Source organism: Pseudomonas sp. SBT1-2, from assembly GCF_028640875.1.
GTDB lineage: Bacteria > Pseudomonadota > Gammaproteobacteria > Pseudomonadales > Pseudomonadaceae > Aquipseudomonas > Aquipseudomonas chlororaphis_I.
Genome location: NZ_JAQZAA010000061.1, coordinates 1 through 14,494, shown reverse-complemented (window position 1 = coordinate 14,494; position 14,494 = coordinate 1). Strand labels below are relative to the sequence as shown.

Annotated in this window: 13 protein-coding genes; 7 read left to right on the top strand and 6 right to left on the bottom strand. The window is 63.6% G+C overall.

The window, feature by feature from the left end; all coding sequences use genetic code 11:
* Nucleotides 1-77 precede the first annotated feature (77 nt).
* The 5 genes from bioD to bioB all read right to left on the bottom strand — a co-directional run bounded on the left by bioD (nt 78) and on the right by bioB (nt 4,652).
* The gene (gene bioD, locus PVZ78_RS08120; protein ID WP_124302209.1) at nt 78-758 is read right to left on the bottom strand and encodes a dethiobiotin synthase; all 681 of its coding nucleotides are present in this window, start codon (nt 756-758) and stop codon (nt 78-80) included.
* Complete coding sequence (gene bioC / locus PVZ78_RS08115; RefSeq protein WP_273828547.1) at nt 755-1,567, bottom strand: malonyl-ACP O-methyltransferase BioC; 813 nt, start codon at nt 1,565-1,567, stop codon at nt 755-757. Before bioC ends, bioD begins: the two co-directional genes overlap by 4 nt.
* The gene (locus PVZ78_RS08110; RefSeq protein ID WP_009051196.1) at nt 1,560-2,291 is read right to left on the bottom strand and encodes an alpha/beta fold hydrolase; all 732 of its coding nucleotides are present in this window, start codon (nt 2,289-2,291) and stop codon (nt 1,560-1,562) included. Before PVZ78_RS08110 ends, bioC begins: the two co-directional genes overlap by 8 nt.
* On the bottom strand, nt 2,284-3,462 hold the full coding sequence (gene bioF / locus PVZ78_RS08105) for an 8-amino-7-oxononanoate synthase (RefSeq protein ID WP_038636315.1): 1,179 nt from the start codon (nt 3,460-3,462) through the stop codon (nt 2,284-2,286). The genes PVZ78_RS08110 and bioF overlap by 8 nt, the downstream gene beginning before the upstream one ends.
* A gap of 134 nt (nt 3,463-3,596) precedes the next feature.
* Nucleotides 3,597-4,652 (bottom strand): biotin synthase BioB, encoded by a 1,056-nt coding sequence (gene bioB, locus PVZ78_RS08100; RefSeq protein WP_007926062.1) that lies wholly within the window; start codon nt 4,650-4,652, stop codon nt 3,597-3,599.
* Between the two features lie 91 nt (nt 4,653-4,743).
* Between bioB and PVZ78_RS08095 the strand changes: the two genes are divergently transcribed.
* The 5 genes from PVZ78_RS08095 to rarD all read left to right on the top strand — a co-directional run bounded on the left by PVZ78_RS08095 (nt 4,744) and on the right by rarD (nt 10,650).
* The gene (locus PVZ78_RS08095; RefSeq protein WP_273828546.1) at nt 4,744-5,484 is read left to right on the top strand and encodes a ComF family protein; all 741 of its coding nucleotides are present in this window, start codon (nt 4,744-4,746) and stop codon (nt 5,482-5,484) included.
* A 64-nt stretch (nt 5,485-5,548) separates the two neighbouring features.
* Complete coding sequence (locus PVZ78_RS08090) at nt 5,549-6,313, top strand: TOBE domain-containing protein (protein ID WP_041984825.1); 765 nt, start codon at nt 5,549-5,551, stop codon at nt 6,311-6,313.
* Nucleotides 6,314-6,517: 204 nt separating this feature from the next.
* A complete protein-coding gene (locus tag PVZ78_RS08085) occupies nt 6,518-8,419 on the top strand; it encodes a PhoX family protein (RefSeq protein WP_273828545.1) in 1,902 nt (633 codons plus the stop codon).
* Nucleotides 8,420-8,567: 148 nt separating this feature from the next.
* Nucleotides 8,568-9,542: a serine/threonine protein kinase gene (locus PVZ78_RS08080; RefSeq protein ID WP_009051201.1), complete on the top strand. Its 975-nt coding sequence runs from the start codon at nt 8,568-8,570 to the stop codon at nt 9,540-9,542.
* Nucleotides 9,543-9,762: 220 nt separating this feature from the next.
* Entirely contained in the window at nt 9,763-10,650 is an 888-nt protein-coding gene (gene rarD / locus PVZ78_RS08075) for an EamA family transporter RarD (RefSeq protein ID WP_009051202.1), read from the top strand.
* A gap of 224 nt (nt 10,651-10,874) precedes the next feature.
* Here rarD and PVZ78_RS08070 read toward each other — a convergent pair whose 3' ends face one another.
* A complete protein-coding gene (locus PVZ78_RS08070) occupies nt 10,875-11,393 on the bottom strand; it encodes a glycine cleavage system protein R (RefSeq protein ID WP_009051203.1) in 519 nt (172 codons plus the stop codon).
* 495 nt (nt 11,394-11,888) lie between these two features.
* Here PVZ78_RS08070 and PVZ78_RS08065 point away from each other — a divergent pair, with 495 nt between their 5' ends.
* Nucleotides 11,889-14,078, top strand: coding sequence for a malate synthase G (locus PVZ78_RS08065; RefSeq protein ID WP_009051204.1), 2,190 nt, complete (start codon nt 11,889-11,891; stop codon nt 14,076-14,078).
* A gap of 153 nt (nt 14,079-14,231) precedes the next feature.
* Nucleotides 14,232-14,494, top strand: a 263-nt coding sequence (locus PVZ78_RS08060) for a transposase family protein (RefSeq protein ID WP_273828319.1), incomplete at its 3' end; no start/stop codon positions are given.

The window sequence follows — 14,494 nt, the reverse complement described above, 5'->3', positions numbered from 1 at the left end:
GCGGCTATTGAACCAGACGCGCCAGAAAAAGACCCGTCAAAAACACTAATGGCATAGTGCCTTATCATAGGCAAAATCTAGTCAAGCAGGTCCAGTTGCAGATGCTCGGCCACCGCTTCGGCGCTGATCGCCTTCAATCTCGGGACCCGACCCAGACAAGGAGCAGGCAGGCGCTCTGCCAGCGTGGCGAGGTTCTCCTCGAGCCGCGAAGTCTTCGGCTCGATGATGTTGGCCACCCAACCCGCCAGTTGCAAACCGTCCTGGGCAATCGCCTCGGCCGTCAGCAGGGCATGGTTGATACAGCCCAGGCGCACGCCCACCACCAGGATCACCGGCAGACCCAGGGCCATGGCCAGGTCGGACAGGTTGTCCTGGTCCGCCAGCGGCACACGCCAGCCGCCGGCCCCTTCGATCAGGGTGAAGTCCGCGCCCTTGGCCAGCACCTGGCGCATCGGCGCCAGCAAGGCCTGCACAGTCAACGCCACGCCAGCCTCGCGGGCCGCCAGATGGGGAGCGATGGCCGGTTCGAAGGCCAGTGGATTGACTTCATCGTAGGTCAGCGGCAACGAGCACTCGGCCAGCAAGGCCAGCGCATCGGCGTTACGCAGCCCCTTGGGGGTCAGCTCGCAGCCTGAAGCCACCGGTTTCCCGGCCGCCGTGCTCAGCCCCGAAAGCCGCGCGGCATGCAGCAAGCCGGCGGCGACGGTGGTCTTGCCAACATCGGTGTCTGTTCCGGTAACGAAATAGGCTCGGCTCATAGCGGCTTCTCCAATACGGCGTAGACCACCTGGTAGGTCGCGGGCAATCCCTGCGCTTGACGGAACTGTTCGTAGGCGTCGATCAGGCCCTTGATCCGCGCCCGCCCTGTCAGCCCGCCGGGCCGTCCAGGGTTGAGGTTGTGCGCCCCCAGAGCCTTCAGCTCATGGGTCAGACTGCGCACATCCGGGTAGTGCAGCACATGCGGACGGGTTTCCAGGCTCAGCACCTGCAAGCCGCTCGCCGCGCACAGCTGTTGATACGTGCCGAACTCACGGAAGCGGTTGACATGCACCATGCCGTCGACCTGACGCCAACTGTCGCGCAATTCATACAGCGTACCGACGCACAAACTGGCAAAGGCCAGCACGCCGCCCGGCTTCAGCACTCGATGCGCCTCGCTGAGGACCGAACGGAAGTCCGCGCACCACTGCACTGCCAGGCTGGAGAAAATCAGCTCGCAACTCTGCCCCTGCAACGGCAAACGCTCGGCATCGCCGGCAATGAAATACTGCGCCCCGCCCAGCGGACGGGCGTGCTCGAGCATGCCTTCGGCGATGTCCAGCGCCAGCCCTTCGCTGGCCGGGAAGCGCTCGCCCAGCAGGCGGCTGAAATAACCGGTGCCGCAGCCCATGTCCAGCCAGCGGCCAGGCTCGCGACCTTGCGGCAGGCGGCTCAGCAACGCGTGACCGACATCGCGCTGCAGTTGCGCCACGCTGTCATAACTGGACGCCGCACGGGAAAAGGAAGCCGCCACCTGGCGCTTGTCGGGCAAGCTGCCGGGGGGCTTGTGAAGGGACAGATCAGTCATCGCCGGACTCATGCAAAAAAGCCTGGATCGCCCCCGCCACACCGTGGGGATCCTCCAGAAGAAACGCGTGGCTGGCCTGTTCAATCAGACCAACTTCGACATCGGGCAACAACGCCAGCAATTCGCCCGCGGCTTCGGCCGGCACCAGCCCGTCAAGCCCTGCAAACAGATGCAACTGCGGCCCACGAAACGCCTGCAGAGCATGGCGAGTGTCCAACTGCGCCAACAATTCCAGGCCGGCCATCAACACCGCGCCCGAGGTATGCGGCGCGCCACCCGACAGCAGGCGCGACAGGCCGCGTGGATCTTCGGCGCCCTGGGCGCAGAGCAAACTGAAGCGCTTGAGGGTGGTGCGCGGGTCGGCGTTGCAGCCGGCCAGAAACCCGTCGAAGGTCTCCCCCGGCATCGCACTCGCCCACTCAGCGTGAGCCACAAAACTGGGGTTGCTGGCCAGGGTCAACAAACCGCAGCAGCGCTCGCCACGACGCGCCGCCAGCTCGGAAGCCAGCATGCCACCCAGCGACCAGCCACCGAGCCAGGCGTTGTCCGGCACGCTGGCGTCCAGTTCGTCGAGCCACTCATTCAGGTCGCTGGACTCCAGCTCCGGCAACGGTTCGATCTCGACCCGCAGGTGTTCGTCCAGCCCCTGCAGAGCCGCCGCCAAGGGCTCCAGCGGCGATACGCCGAGGCCCCAACCGGGCAGCAGAATCAGTCGATCACGCATGGCTTGGCTCCGGTCCTGGTTCGCTAAAACAATCCGCCAGTGCATTCAACAATAGCTGGACCTGAGCCTCACTGTGGGCGGCGGACAGGGTCACCCGCAGGCGGGCGCTCCCCGCGGGCACGGTCGGTGGACGAATCGCGGTGACCATCAGGCCGCGCTCGCGCAGCATTTGTGACAGGCGAATCGCCCGCGCGCTGTCGCCGATCAGGATCGGCTGGATCGGCGTGAAGCTGTCCATCAGGGTCAGCCCGATCTGCTCGGCGCCCTGGCGGAACTGGCGGATCAGCGTGTTCAGGTGCTCACGCCGCCAGTGCTCGCTGCGCAGCAACTCCAGGCTTTTCAGGGTGGCGCAGGCCAGGGCCGGCGGCTGGCTGGTGGTGTAGATATAAGGACGGGCGAACTGGATCAGGCTTTCGATCAGCTCCTCGCTGCCGGCGACAAAGGCGCCGGCGGTGCCGAACGCCTTGCCGAGAGTACCCACCAGGACCGGCACATCTTCCTGGCTCAAACCGAAGTGCTCGACGATTCCTCCGCCGTTGGCCCCCAGCGGCCCGAACCCATGGGCGTCGTCGACCATCAGCCAGGCACCCTTGGCCCGGGTTTCGCGAGCCAGGGCCGGCAGGTCGGCCAGGTCGCCGTCCATGCTGAACACGCCATCGGTGACCACCAGGGTATTGCCGGTGGCTTTCTCCAGGCGCTTGGCCAGGCTCTCGGCATCATTGTGCAAATAACGGTTGAAGCGCGCGCCGGAGAGCAGGCCGGCGTCCAGCAACGAAGCGTGGTTGAGGCGGTCTTCCAGCACCGTGTCGCCCTGCCCCACCAGCGCGGTGACTGCGCCGAGATTGGCCATGTAACCGGTGGTGAACAGCAGTGCTCGCGGGCGGCCGGTGAACTCGGCCAGGGCTTCTTCCAACTGGTGGTGGGGCGTGCTGTGGCCGATCACCAGGTGCGAGGCGCCACCGCCCACGCCCCAGCGGGACGCACCGGCGCGCCAGGCTTCGATCACTTGCGGATGATTGGCCAGCCCCAGGTAATCGTTGTTGCAGAACGCCAGCAATGGCTGGCCGTCGACCACCACTTGCGGCCCTTGCGGGCTTTCCAGCAGTGGGCGCTGACGGTAGAGGTTTTCGGCACGACGGGCAGCGAGACGCGCGCGGAGATCGAAAGACATGCTGGCCTCGCAGGCAAGAAAAGAAACATCATCCTTGTAGGAGCGAGGCTTGCCCGCGATCCAGACACCTCTGTGTCCCTGGCTCACGCGGTGAACCATTCGCGGGCAAGCCTCGCTCCTACAGAGGCAGCAGATCAGACGGCAGCGTTGTAGAACTGCTCGCTGCTCTTCTGTTCCACCAGCGCCTGCTCGATGGCGGCCTGGTGCACCTCGTCGGCGTGTTCTTCGCGGGCTTCCGGCTGGATGCCCAGGCGCGCGAACAGTTGCATGTCCTTGTCGGCCTGCGGGTTGGCGGTGGTCAGCAGTTTCTCGCCGTAGAAGATCGAGTTGGCGCCGGCGAAGAATGCCAAGGCCTGCATCTGCTCGTTCATCGCTTCGCGGCCGGCGGACAGGCGCACATGGGATTTCGGCATCAGGATGCGAGCCACGGCAAGCATGCGGATGAAGTCGAACGGGTCGACATCTTCGGAGTTTTCCAGCGGCGTGCCGGCCACTTTCACCAGCATGTTGATCGGCACCGATTCCGGATGCTCCGGCAGGTTGGCCAGCTGGATCAGCAGGCCGGCGCGGTCATCGAGGGACTCGCCCATGCCGAGGATGCCGCCGGAGCAGATCTTCATCCCGGCATCGCGCACGTAGGCCAGGGTCTGCAGGCGCTCGCTGTAGGTGCGGGTGGTGATGATGCTGCCGTAGAACTCCGGCGAGGTATCGAGGTTGTGGTTGTAGTAGTCCAGGCCGGCCTTGGCCAGGGCTTCGGTCTGGTCCTGGTCCAGGCGACCGAGGGTCATGCAGGTTTCCAGGCCCATGGCTTTCACGCCCTTGACCATTTCCAGCACGTACGGCATGTCTTTGGCCGACGGGTGTTTCCAGGCCGCGCCCATGCAGAAACGGGTCGAACCTATGGCCTTGGCGCGCGCAGCCTCTTCGAGGACCTTCTGCACTTCCATCAGCTTTTCTTTTTCCAGGCCGGTGTTGTAGTGACCGGACTGCGGACAATATTTGCAATCTTCCGGGCAGGCGCCGGTCTTGATCGACAACAGGGTGGAAACCTGGACGCGGTTGGCGTCGAAATGCGCGCGGTGCACCGTCTGCGCCTGGAACAGCAAGTCATTGAACGGCTGAACGAAGAGGGCTTTGACTTCAGCCAAAGTCCAGTCATGACGCAGATTGGCGGTGGTGCTGGCGCTCATGGGCGATTCCTTGATTATGCTTGGCAAGCGGCGACGGGAAGGGAATACCCACAGCCGCGACACGGATGTTGGGCATATTTAAGGAAGCGTCATGCAGTGTCAACCACATTACCAAGGACCGGTTTACATCTGGTTAAAAAACAAACAACCCTGTTTACTCTGCGACGAGCCGACCGACACGCCCCAAGCCATTTGCACCGCCTGTGAAACCGAACTGCCGTGGCTCGGCGATCATTGCCAGGTCTGCGCCCTGCCCTTGCCCGCGGCCGGCCTGACCTGCGGCCAGTGCCTCAAGCGACCGCCGGCCTTTGCCCAGGTGGTGGCGCCCTGGCGTTATGGCTTTCCGGTCGACAGCCTGATCAGCCGTTTCAAGCACAACGGCAAATGGCCCTTTGGCCGACTTTTGGCCGAACTTCTCGCGCAATCGCTGCAACATCGTTTCAGTGAGGACCTGCCACAGCCCGACGCCCTGCTGCCAGTGCCCCTGGCCCGCAAGCGCCTGCGGCAACGCGGCTATAACCAGGCGGCGATGCTCGCGCGCTGGCTGGGCGAGATCCTGCAGATCCCCTGTGACGAAACCTCGTTGCTGCGCACCCAGGACACGCCATCGCAACAAGGCCTGGATGCCAGGGCGCGGCAACGCAACCTGCGTCACGCCTTCGCCCTGATGCCCGAGGCGGCGGTCCATGGCCGGCACCTGGCGCTGGTGGACGACGTACTCACCACCGGCGCGACCGCCCACGCCCTGGCGCGGCTGTTGCTCACGGCCGGGGCGCGGCGGGTCGATGTCTACTGCCTGGCACGCACGCCAAAACCTGGCGAGCCCGACTGAACTTGACTCTCGGCCCTCAAGCCGCAAACTCCCTTTCCATTCCCAGCGTTCAAAGCGTTCCGCCATGCCCTTGCCCACCTTGTTGACCCAGCACATCGCCCGTCGCCCGCAGCGCATCGCCCTGCTGCAGCACATCGCCGAACAGGGCTCGATCACCCGTGCCGCGAAAAGCGCCGGCCTGAGTTACAAGGCAGCCTGGGATGCCATCGATGAGTTGAACAACCTGGCGCAAAAACCCCTGGTCGAACGCAGTGTCGGCGGCAAAGGCGGCGGTGGCGCCAGGCTCTCCGCAGAGGGCGAGCGGGTGCTGCGTCTCTACCAGCGTTTGCAGGCCTTGCAGGCCCAGGTGCTGGAAGCCGCCGAAGACGCCGCCGACCTCGATCTGCTGGGGCGCCTGATGCTCCGGACCAGCGCCCGCAACCAGCTGCACGGCACGGTGCAGGCCGTCGAAGCGCAAGGGCGCAACGACCTGGTGCGCCTGGCGCTCGCGGAAGACCTGGTGATCCAGGCGCAAATCACCCATGACAGCACCCTGCATCTGGAACTGGAACCCGGCACCGGAGTAGTGGCCTTGATCAAGGCTGGTTGGCTGGAACTGCTGGCCATCGATCAGCCTGCAACACCCGGACACAATTGCCTGCAAGGCACCCTGGAAGCGATCCTCGACGCCGACGACGGCCCCAGCGAAATCCGCATCGCCCTGCCCAGCGGCCAGACCCTCTGCGCCCTGGCCGAACCGCTGCACCTGCGAAACCTTGGCTTGAGCGCCGGCAAGCCGGTGCGGGTGCAGTTCTCGCCATCCAATGTGCTGCTCGGCACGCCGCTGTAACCAGACTGATCACCGCTCTGTAGCCGCTGCCGCAGGCTGCGATAAGGTCCGCAGGACCTTGACTGACTCAAGCTCCCTGCGAGCCTTCGGCTCGATCGCAGCCTTCGGCAACGGCTACACAAGCGGCGAAATGCTTTCGTCGCTGCAATATGTTCGTCATCGACGCTGATTAAGGTGGCTGCAAAATCCTGCAGGAAGCCTGTGATGAGCCTACTAGAAGAAGACCAACCTACCGACCTCGAAAAGATGGTCGGCCTCAGCCGCCGTGGTTTCATCAGCGCCGGTGCCCTGTGCGGCGCGGCCATGTTTCTCGGTGGCAACCTGCTGAGCCGCAGCGTGCTGGCCGCCAGCGTCAGCGCCGGTTCCAGCAAGCTGCTGGGCTTTGAAGGCATTGCCGCCGCCACCAGCGACACCATCACCCTGCCGCCGGGCTACAAGTCCTCGGTGCTGATCAGCTGGGGCCAGCCCCTGCAGAAGAACGGCCCGGCCTTCGACCCGAGCGGCAATGGCACCGCCGCGGCCCAGGAAGTGCAGTTCGGTGACAACAACGACGGCATGAGCCTGTTCGCCTTCCCGGACGACAAAAATCGCGCGCTGATGGCGATCAACAACGAATACACCAACTATCGCTACCTCTACCCCCACGGCGGCATGCCGCAGTCGGCGGAAGACGTGCGCAAGGCCCTGGCCAGCGAAGGCGTGTCGGTGATCGAAGTGCAGCGCCGCAGCGGCCAATGGCAGTTCGTCCAGGGTTCACGCTACAACCGGCGCATCCACGGCAACGCGCCAATTCGCCTGAGCGGCCCGGCCGCCGGCCACGCGCTGATGAAAACCAGCGCCGACAAGAGCGGCAGGAAAGTCCTCGGCACCTTCCAGAACTGCGCCAACGGCAAGACGCCATGGGGCACCTACCTGACCTGTGAAGAGAACTTCACCGACTGCTTCGGCAGCAGCAACGCCCAGCAGACCTTCGATGCCGCACAGAAACGTTATGGCGCCTCGGCGAGCAGCCGCGACATCAACTGGCATCAGTTCGACCCGCGCTTCGACCTGGCGAAAAACCCCAACGAGCTCAACCGTCACGGCTGGGTCGTGGAGATCGACCCGTTCGACCCGCAATCCAAACCGATCAAGCGCACCGCCCTGGGCCGCTTCAAGCATGAAAACGCCGCCCTGGCCGAAACCCGCGACGGACGCGCCGTGGTCTACATGGGCGACGACGAGCGTGGCGAGTTCATCTACAAGTTCGTCAGCCGCGACCGCATCAACCACCGCAACCCCAAGGCCAACCGCGACCTGTTGGATCACGGCACCCTGTACGTGGCGATCTTCGACAATGGCGACGGCAACCCGGACCACCCGAAAGGCAAGGGCAGATGGGTCGAGCTGAGCCATGGCAAGAACGGCATCGACGCTAGCAGCGGTTTTGCCGACCAGGCCGAAGTGCTGATCCATGCCCGCCTGGCGGCCAGCGTGGTCAAGGCCACGCGCATGGACCGTCCGGAATGGATCGTGGTCAGCCCGAAAGACGGCCAGGTCTACTGCACCCTGACCAACAACTCCAAACGCGGTGAAGACGGCCAGCCAGTGGGCGGCCCGAACCCGCGGGAGAAAAACGTCTACGGGCAGATCCTGCGCTGGCAGACCGGCCGTGGCGACCACGGTTCGATGGACTTCACCTGGGACCTGTTCGTGGTCGCCGGCAACCCGGCCGTGCATGCCGACCAGCCGAAAGGCGGTTCGTCGAACATCACCCCGCAGAACATGTTCAACAGCCCCGACGGCCTGGGTTTCGACAAGGCCGGCCGGTTGTGGATCCTCACCGACGGCGACTCCAGCAACGCCGGCGACTTCGCCGGCATGGGCAACAATCAGATGCTCTGCGCCGACCCGGACACCGGTGAGATCCGCCGCTTCATGGTCGGGCCGGTGGGCTGCGAAGTCACCGGCATCACCTTCTCGCCGGATCAGCGCAGCCTGTTCGTGGGCATCCAGCATCCGGGCGAGAACGGCGGTTCGACCTTCCCCGAGCACCTGCCCAACGGCAAGCCGCGTTCCTCGGTGATGGTGATCACCCGGGAAGACGGCGGCATCGTCGGCGCCTGATCCACCGCTTTGCGAGCAAGCTCGCTCCTGCACCGACCTGCAGGAGCGAGGCTTGCCCGCGATAGCGACCTCACAGTCACCACCTGTCATCCTTCGTGCGCTACCATGCTTGGCCGGACGCAGCAGCCTGCTGCGCGCAGGAGTCAGCATGTCTCACCCGTTCGAAACCCTTACCCCTGATCTAGTCCTCGATGCCGTCGAAAGCATCGGTTTTCTCAGCGACGCCCGTGTCCTGGCACTCAACAGTTACGAAAACCGTGTCTACCAGGTCGGCATCGAAGACGGCGAGCCGCTGATCGCCAAGTTCTACCGTCCGCAGCGCTGGACCAACGAGGCAATTCTCGAAGAGCACCGCTTCACCTTCGAACTCGCCGAATGCGAAGTACCGGTGGTGGCGCCGCTGATTCACCAGGGCGAAAGCCTGTTCGAGCATCAAGGCTTCCGCTTCACCCTGTTCCCGCGCCGTGGCGGCCGGGCGCCGGAACCCGGCAACCTCGACCAGTTGTATCGCCTGGGGCAATTGCTCGGCCGCCTGCATGCGGTCGGCGCCACCCGCCCGTTCGAGCATCGCGAAGCGCTGGGGGTGAAGAATTTCGGCCACGACTCGCTGACCACCCTGCTGGAAGGCGACTTCGTACCCAAGAGCCTGCTGCCGGCCTATGAGTCGGTGGCCCGCGACCTGCTCAAGCGGGTGGAAGAGGTCTACCAGGCCACGCCGCACCAGAACATCCGCATGCATGGCGACTGCCATCCCGGCAACATGATGTGCCGCGACGAGGTGTTCCATATCGTCGACCTCGACGACTGCCGCATGGGCCCGGCGGTACAGGACCTGTGGATGATGCTCGCCGGCGATCGCCAGGAATGCCTGGGACAGTTGTCGGAGCTGATGGATGGCTACAGCGAGTTCCACGACTTCGACCCGCGCGAACTGGCGCTGATCGAACCGCTGCGCGCCCTGCGCCTGATGCACTACAGCGCCTGGCTGGCGCGGCGCTGGGACGACCCAGCGTTCCCGCGCAGCTTCCCCTGGTTCGGCAGCGAGCGTTACTGGGGCGACCAGGTGCTGGCGTTGCGCGAACAACTTTCGGCGCTCAACGAAGAACCCTTGAAGCTGTTCTGACCCCAGCCTTTATCGGATCTGTAGGAGCGAGGCTTGCCCGCGATAGCCTCGCCGCGATGAGTCTGATGCACCGCGGTGTCTTGATCGCGGGCAAGCCTCGCTCCTACAGAAGCCGGATCGATCACCAAAGCAGGTCTCCGCGATTACGCCGACAAAGACACAGCCTGATAAACCTCCTTACAATCACTGCCTTTGTTAGCTGCCTAAGCAAGGATTCTGCATGCAAGCCGCCAACCCGCGTCGCGGGTACATCCTGGGCCTGAGTGCCTACATCATCTGGGGCCTGTTCCCGATCTACTTCAAAGCCATCGCCAACGTGCCCGCCGTGGAAATCATCATCCACCGGGTGCTCTGGTCCGCGCTGTTCGGCGCGTTGCTGCTGATGGTCTGGAAGCATCCCGGCTGGTGGCGCGAGTTGCGGGACAACCCCAAGCGCCTGGCGATCCTGGCCCTGAGCGGCACCCTGATCGCGGCCAACTGGCTGACCTATGTCTGGTCGGTGAATAACGGGCGCATGCTCGAGGCCAGCCTGGGTTACTACATCAACCCGCTGGTGAACGTGCTGCTGGGCATGCTGATCCTCGGTGAGCGGCTGCGGCGCCTGCAGTGGCTGGCGGTGGGCCTGGCGGCGGTCGGCGTGGCGCAGCAGGTGTGGCAGGTCGGCAGCCTGCCCTGGGTCTCGCTGGTACTGGCGCTGACCTTCGGTTTCTACGGGCTGATCCGCAAGCAGGCGCCGGTCAAGGCGCTACCGGGGCTGGTGGTGGAAACCTGGATGCTGGTGCCGATCGCCTTCGCCTGGCTCTTGTTCAACCCCACCGCCACCAGTGCCCAGGCGGCCTTCTGGACCAGCTCCGAAGCCTGGTGGCTGGTGGCGGCCGGCCCCGTCACCCTGGTGCCGCTGGTGTGCTTCAACGCCGCCGCCCGTCACCTGCCCTACACCACCCTGGGCTTCTTGCAGTACCTGGCGCCGACCCTGGTGCTGCTGCAGGCGGTACTGCTGTTCGGCGAACACCTGTCGTCGAGCACCCTGGTGGCGTTCATGTTTATCTGGGCCGGCCTGGCGGTGTACAGCGTGGATGCCTGGTTGAGCCTGCGCAAACGCAGCTGATCAATAAACGTACAAACCTCTACAGGCCACGGTTGGCGTGGCCTGCAGCTATCCTTCCCAAGGTTATCCACAGCGTGACCCCCGCCGTTTGTGCACAAGCCCTTGAAACTGCTGGTTTTTTGATCAGATTCCGCAAAGCCTTGGCTGGCTTGGGCTGGCGGTAGGTCTCTACAGGTTATCCACAGGCGCATGCACGCTAAAACTGGATAACCTGCCCTTTCGGTTCACACCTCGCTGCGCAGCACCAACTCCACCATCAAATCATCCGCCAGGGTTTCCAGGCGCGACTGCAGGACATCGAGGGACAAGGTCAGCGGCACCGCCAGGATCGCTTCGGCGTGGAACAGCGGCTCGCTGCTCATGGGCGCCGGGCGCACTTCGGTCACCAGTCGCTCCAGGTTCACTCCCTGCTCGCTCAACAGGCGGGTGATGTCGCGCACGATGCCCGGCCGGTCGTTGCCCACCAACTCCATGGAGATCGGCTTCCAGGTGCAGGATTGTTCGATACCGCTTTCGGCGATCAGCACCCGAATGCCCTGGGCCGCCAAGCCCTGCAAGGCGTCCACCAGCTCGTCGTAGGCCTCCGCCGGCACACCGACCCGCAGGATGCCGGCGAACTGCCCCGCCATGCGCGACATGCGGCTCTCCAGCCAGTTACCGCCGTGCGCGGCGATGCATTGGGCGATGCGCTCGACCTGTCCGGGCTTGTCCGGGGCGAATACGGTGAGTACGAGGTGGTCCATGGCGCAACCCTCTGTCAGGACTTTTGTTATAGAAAATCAAGTATAGGCAAGGCTCGTCCTGCCGCTTCCCTTGCGCCTACAGGCAAGGCGCAAAGCATGAAAACAGCGCGCTGCCGCTGCCGGAATATAAATCGTGTACAACTCCTTGGATTTATATGGAACAATTCAATAGTTTTTTGAGAACATTCTGTTCCCCAGCGTGACCGCTCCGCGAACTTGGGTCGCGGAACGACGTATTTAGTCTAATTTTCACAACCGCAATTCATCATGTAGTATGCCGAAGCGCGCACTACATAACGTTGGATCGATGTCTGCCAAGGCGCAGTCGCAACCCTGAAAGCCCTGTCAGCAAGGCTTCAAGCCGTTGATTGGAACCATCCCAGCCGCCCGCGATGGCATGTACTGGTAGAGGGGTTTGTGGTTTAAATGGCCAGAGGCTTCATTGTTAATTTGAAGAGCTGAAAAGCGAAATAGCTGAGCAGAGTGAGGCAAGCAATGACTGAACACGTTCAAGTCGGTGGCCTGCAGGTCGCCAAAGTCCTGTTCGACTTCGTGAACAACGAAGCCATTCCCGGTACCGGCCTCACCGCCGACAAGTTCTGGGCCGGCGCCGACAAGGTCATCCACGACCTGGCGCCGAAGAACAAAGCCCTACTCGCCAAACGCGACGATTTCCAGGCGCGTATCGATGCCTGGCACCAATCCCGTAGAGCTCCTGAGAAAGCCCAGGCCCACGACCCGATCGCCTACAAAGCCTTCCTGCAAGACATCGGTTATCTGCTGCCAGAAGCGGCGGACTTCCAGGCCACGACGCAAAACGTCGATGACGAGATCGCCCGCACGGCCGGCCCGCAGCTGGTGGTCCCGGTGATGAATGCCCGTTTTGCCCTCAACGCCTCCAACGCCCGCTGGGGCTCGCTGTACGACGCGCTTTATGGCACCGACGCCATCAGCGAAGCCGACGGCGCGGAAAAAGGCAAAGGCTACAACAAGGTGCGCGGCGACAAGGTCATCGCCTTCGCCCGCGCCTTCCTCGACGAGGCCGCGCCATTGGCTGCCGGCTCCCATGTCGACTCCACCGGCTACAAAATCGTCGACGGCAAGCTGGTGGTCGCCCTCAAGGGTGGCAGCAACAGCGGCCTGCGCGACGACGCCCAGCTGATCGGCTACCACGGCGATGCCGCGGCCCCGACCGCGGTCCTGCTGAAACACAACGGCCTGCATTTCGAGATCCAGATCGACGCCAGCAGCCCGGTCGGCCAGACCGACGCCGCCGGCGTAAAAGACGTGCTGATGGAAGCGGCCCTGACCACCATCATGGACTGCGAAGACTCGGTCGCCGCCGTCGACGCCGATGACAAGGTGGTGATCTACCGCAACTGGCTCGGCCTGATGAAGGGCGACCTGGCCGAAGAAGTGGCCAAGGGCGGCCAGACCTTCACCCGCACCATGAACGCCGACCGCGAATACACCGCGCCCAACGGCGGCAGTGTGAAGCTGCACGGTCGTTCGCTGCTGTTCGTGCGTAACGTCGGCCACCTGATGACTATCGACGCGATCCTCGACAGCCAAGGCAACGAAGTGCCGGAAGGCATCCTCGACGGCCTGGTCACCAGCCTCGCAGCGATCCACAACCTCAACGGCAACACCTCGCGCACCAACAGCCGCACCGGCTCGGTGTACATCGTGAAGCCGAAGATGCACGGTCCGGAAGAAGCCGCGTTCACCAACGAGCTGTTCGGGCGCATCGAAGACGTGCTGGAACTGCCGCGCAACACCCTGAAAGTCGGGATCATGGATGAGGAGCGCCGCACCACGGTCAACCTCAAGGCCTGCATCAAGGCCGCCAGCGAGCGCGTGGTGTTCATCAATACCGGCTTCCTCGACCGCACCGGCGACGAAATCCACACCTCCATGGAAGCCGGCGCCGTGGTGCGCAAGGCCGAGATGAAGGCCGCCAAGTGGATCGGCGCCTACGAGAACTGGAACGTCGATATCGGCCTGAGCACCGGCCTGCAAGGCCGTGCGCAGATCGGTAAAGGCATGTGGGCCATGCCGGACCTGATGGCCGCCATGCTCGAACAGAAAATCGCTCACCCGCTGGCCGGCGCCAACACCGCCTGGGTACCCTCGCCCACCGCCGCGGCCCTGCACGCCCTGCACTACCACAAGGTCGACGTGTTCGCCCGCCAGGCCGAGCTGGCCAAGCGCGCCCGCGCTTCGGTGGACGACATCCTGACCATTCCGCTGGCCAGCAACACCAACTGGTCGGCCGAAGAGATCAAGAACGAACTGGACAACAACGCCCAGGGCATTCTCGGCTACGTGGTGCGCTGGATCGACCAGGGCGTCGGCTGCTCCAAGGTGCCGGACATCAACGATGTCGGCCTGATGGAAGACCGCGCCACCCTGCGCATCTCCAGCCAGCACATCGCCAACTGGCTGCGCCATGGCGTCGTCACCGAAGCCCAGGTCATGGAAAGCCTCAAGCGCATGGCGCCCGTGGTGGACCGGCAGAACGCCGGCGACACCCTGTACCGTCCGCTGGCCCCGAACTTCGACAGCAACATCGCCTTCCAGGCGGCGGTCGAACTAGTGATCGAAGGCACCAAGCAGCCGAACGGCTACACCGAGCCGGTACTGCACCGTCGTCGTCGCGAGTTCAAGGCCCGCAACGGCCTGTGATCCTGCGTTAACGCGGTAAAAGAAAAAGCCTTGGTCGCACGATCAGGGCTTTTTTTTGGTTCTTCACGGAATTCCGGGAAACACAGAAACAAGAACGCCGATTTGATTGATGATGTTCGTGCGAGCAAACACATCTAAAAAACCGGCGTTCTTATGCACGATATTAATACTTTCCTTCCTTTTTGGGAGGGCTTTTCTGTCGTCACGATCAAGCCTGATGGCGATGCCCTACAGATCGATCTGACGCCCCACACCACCCGATTCCCTTCCTGTGGTGGATGCCAAAAGCCCTGTTCAACCACTCACGAGTATTGCGAGCGAGTCGTTCGTGATTTGCCCATTCTCGGCCGTGCAGTGCGCCTCAGCGTTTTGCTCAGACGTGTTGGCTGTCGTGACTGCGGCAAACGCATGGAGAC

Coding starts and splice junctions, on each gene's coding strand:
- bioF (WP_038636315.1), bottom strand. CDS start 3,462: ATGTCTTTCGATCTCCGCGCGCGTCTCGCTGCCCGTCGTGCCGAAAAC.
- PVZ78_RS08070 (WP_009051203.1), bottom strand. CDS start 11,393: ATGGACCACCTCGTACTCACCGTATTCGCCCCGGACAAGCCCGGACAG.
- bioC (WP_273828547.1), bottom strand. CDS start 1,567: ATGACTGATCTGTCCCTTCACAAGCCCCCCGGCAGCTTGCCCGACAAG.
- PVZ78_RS08095 (WP_273828546.1), top strand. CDS start 4,744: ATGCAGTGTCAACCACATTACCAAGGACCGGTTTACATCTGGTTAAAA.
- PVZ78_RS08065 (WP_009051204.1), top strand. CDS start 11,889: ATGACTGAACACGTTCAAGTCGGTGGCCTGCAGGTCGCCAAAGTCCTG.
- PVZ78_RS08090 (WP_041984825.1), top strand. CDS start 5,549: ATGCCCTTGCCCACCTTGTTGACCCAGCACATCGCCCGTCGCCCGCAG.
- PVZ78_RS08080 (WP_009051201.1), top strand. CDS start 8,568: ATGTCTCACCCGTTCGAAACCCTTACCCCTGATCTAGTCCTCGATGCC.
- bioD (WP_124302209.1), bottom strand. CDS start 758: ATGAGCCGAGCCTATTTCGTTACCGGAACAGACACCGATGTTGGCAAG.
- rarD (WP_009051202.1), top strand. CDS start 9,763: ATGCAAGCCGCCAACCCGCGTCGCGGGTACATCCTGGGCCTGAGTGCC.
- PVZ78_RS08085 (WP_273828545.1), top strand. CDS start 6,518: ATGAGCCTACTAGAAGAAGACCAACCTACCGACCTCGAAAAGATGGTC.
- bioB (WP_007926062.1), bottom strand. CDS start 4,652: ATGAGCGCCAGCACCACCGCCAATCTGCGTCATGACTGGACTTTGGCT.
- PVZ78_RS08110 (WP_009051196.1), bottom strand. CDS start 2,291: ATGCGTGATCGACTGATTCTGCTGCCCGGTTGGGGCCTCGGCGTATCG.